The organism is Terrisporobacter sp. (genome assembly GCF_017888745.1).
In the GTDB taxonomy this organism is placed as follows: domain Bacteria; phylum Bacillota; class Clostridia; order Peptostreptococcales; family Peptostreptococcaceae; genus Terrisporobacter.
Genome location: NZ_JAGHFM010000044.1, coordinates 1 through 2,900 on the forward strand (window position 1 = coordinate 1; position 2,900 = coordinate 2,900).

Consider the following 2,900-nt stretch of genomic DNA (forward strand, 5'->3'; position numbering starts at 1 on the left):
TAAATTAGATTTTTTAATGCTTGTTAATAACCAGTTTATTTATATTGTTTATATTAATGGTATATGTATATCCTATTAGATTAATTAACAAGTATTACTATTTAATTATATTTCTTCCTTTAATTGGCGTCAATTTATTTTATGTATTTTTTATCTCTATTTATATCTATTTATATCTTTATTAATACAAAAAGCACCTAGATTACTCTGGGTGCTTTTTATATTAACCTTCTATATTTTTAAATTCATTATTATTTAGATATGTCTTTTTATTTTTTTTAATAATAATAAAGGCTGATATAACAAAAAATATAATTATAAAAATAAAGCCAACAGTGAAAAATATAAATGGATACTGGTTACTTATATCAACAAACCACTCACCTATATTGGTACTATTAATATAATATAACCATAAACTTAATAATAATATAGTAGTAATAACTAAATTACTCCAAAATACTAGCGGATATTTTTGAATTAAATTACTTTCTTCGTTTTGACATGACTTTATATTTTTCCCTGTCATTTTTGAAATAAAAAACATAAATACAAAAATTAAATTTCCTATACAAAGTCCCCAAATAGAACCAATTATCATTATTTGTAATATTGGTATTTCTTTTGCTCCTTGGAATATATTATCTAAAGAGTTTATTCCTCCAAAAACTAAAAAAGCTAACGCTGTAAAAATACCTATCATTGATATGAGTTGAATATTCATATTACTCATAAAATCATTCAATTCTTTATTAATATCTAATTTAACTTCCTTAATATTAGCTGTAAATTTTATTTTAAACTCATCATCATCTTGCTTTAATTTTATCAATTGGTATCTTGCTAAATTTACATGATCATAAATTTTAAATACAGACTTTCTTACTTTTGAAACCTCTTCAGAAACTATTTTCTCTTTTATTTCCTGCTCATTCATGAAAGATATTAAAAATTCATAATCTTTATATTCTCTTACTTTGAAGCTTGTTTTAAAATAATTCTCATACTTATTAGATAATACAAACTCTAAAACTGAATCTAGATTAGTAATCATAGTATCTACACGCTTAATATCCAAAGAAAATATATAATCACTAATTACGGCATATAATATTCTATTATATTTTTTTATATATGCTCCTAATATTTTAGTAAACTCTTTAACACTATTCTCATCAAATTCATTTGAGTCTTCTGATAATATAATGCACATTTTTCTAATATCTTTTGTAATATTTTTTATTTCGTTTATCGACTCTCTCTTTTCTCTTGTAATAGACTTAGGTTTATTAAAAAACGAATCAAATTTAACATTCATTTATAATTTTATGTCTCCTTATCAAAATACTCCTTAATAGATTCCTTAGAAATAATATTATTGCGTCCCTTACTAAATGAATTTAACCACGGCGCTTGCTCATGAGTGAGCTTAACAAGATTACTTGCAGAATATTTAGAGCATTCATCTATCATAGCCTCTATAATCTCTCTATCATCATCTTCTATTAATTTATAATCAAACTTTACTTTGTTAGCTTCCCATATACCATTTGAAAAATCTATATACTCTTCTATATAAGGTATATTCCCTCCACCATAAGTTTTAAATTCATGATAAACTTCTGGCACAACCGGTCCAAAGTCCCAAGCCTCAATTTCTTCATTAAAGCATGGTGAATTTTTAATTGTTAAAAATGCTGCCTGTATAAAATATAATACCTTTTGTAATTTTAAATTAGTTATCTGCAACTCATTTTCATTACAATAATTAATTGTATATCTAGCAATATCTAAAGCATTATACTTATTCATAGATATCCCTCCTTAAAGAATAATTCTATTCTTTAAGTTTATACTATCATGTTTTGGGAAATATTCCAATAAAAATCACGCAAAATCTTACTAAATTATTTTCTTTATATGAAATTTATTTTACAAATAAGTAAAAAAAAGTTGCATATTTAATAATTTTATCTATTCTAGTTTTGGGAAATAATTTAAAATAAAAAAAGCTAGTAAGTAATTTCTCACCTACTAGCCTTAATACTATAATTTACCTATAAACTTTAATACTTCTTTTAATGTTTCATATCTATCTTTTCCAGCTATATATTTAGTAGTATATCCACTAAACCCAATTGGAGTAGCATTTCCACCTACTGCAATTATATTTTCTGCTACATTTACATAATTAAATGGTAATGTTGCATCTATACAAGGACATTGTAAATAATCTGCTAGATACTCTGCCGCTCTCTTATCTACCTGATTACAATAACATACTAAATTCTTCATATCATATTCCACCTTTTCTATATTATTATTACTATTTGATATTTTTCTGTTTGATATTGCTTCTGCAATTACCTTTCCTATAACATCTGGACCTAATCTTTTATATAAAGCTACATCTTCTGTTGCCTCTACAAAGCATACTTCTACAATTACACTTGGCATTGTTGTATGCTTTAACTCATATAAATCTATTGATGTTTTTACACCTCTGTTTTTAAATCCTAAAGCTCCTATACTATCTACTATTCTTTTTGCATATTCTTCATCATTATAATTATCTGATTCAGAATAAACCCACGTTTCAGTTCCTATTGCTCCATTGTAACTGTTATAAGCTTTATTGAAGTGAATAGATATAAACAAATCTGCTCCCCAGTTATTAGCTTTATTTACTCCATATATTAGATCGCTATCTCTATCCATATTACCTGGAGTAACATCTAATACAGTATATCCCAATTGCTTTAAATGTTTAATTACACTATCTTTTACTTTTCTATCCTCTACTACTTCATTTATAAGACCTTCACATCCAGTTGCTAAATAGTTATGTCCTCCTCTAACTGCTATTTTCATTAATATCATTCCTTTCTTTTATAAATTAA

The 2,900-nt window shown here is 24.9% G+C and carries 3 protein-coding genes; all 3 read right to left on the reverse strand.

From position 1 onward, the window contains the following. Positions 1 to 223: 223 nt before the first annotated feature. On the reverse strand, positions 224 to 1,318 hold the full coding sequence (locus J7G74_RS01875; RefSeq protein WP_272470890.1) for a hypothetical protein: 1,095 nt from the start codon (positions 1,316 to 1,318) through the stop codon (positions 224 to 226). Positions 1,319 to 1,326: 8 nt separating this feature from the next. Beyond that, complete coding sequence (locus J7G74_RS01880) at positions 1,327 to 1,812, reverse strand: Panacea domain-containing protein (protein ID WP_272470889.1); 486 nt, start codon at positions 1,810 to 1,812, stop codon at positions 1,327 to 1,329. 234 nt (positions 1,813 to 2,046) lie between these two features. Continuing rightward, on the reverse strand, positions 2,047 to 2,871 hold the full coding sequence (locus tag J7G74_RS01885; protein WP_297131132.1) for an N-acetylmuramoyl-L-alanine amidase: 825 nt from the start codon (positions 2,869 to 2,871) through the stop codon (positions 2,047 to 2,049). Between the last annotated feature and the right edge of the window lie 29 nt (positions 2,872 to 2,900).

Excerpts from the sequence above, each read along its gene's own strand:
- J7G74_RS01885 (WP_297131132.1), bottom strand. The coding sequence starts at position 2,871 with ATGAAAATAGCAGTTAGAGGAGGACATAACTATTTAGCAACTGGATGT.
- J7G74_RS01880 (WP_272470889.1), bottom strand. The coding sequence starts at position 1,812 with ATGAATAAGTATAATGCTTTAGATATTGCTAGATATACAATTAATTAT.
- J7G74_RS01875 (WP_272470890.1), bottom strand. The coding sequence starts at position 1,318 with ATGAATGTTAAATTTGATTCGTTTTTTAATAAACCTAAGTCTATTACA.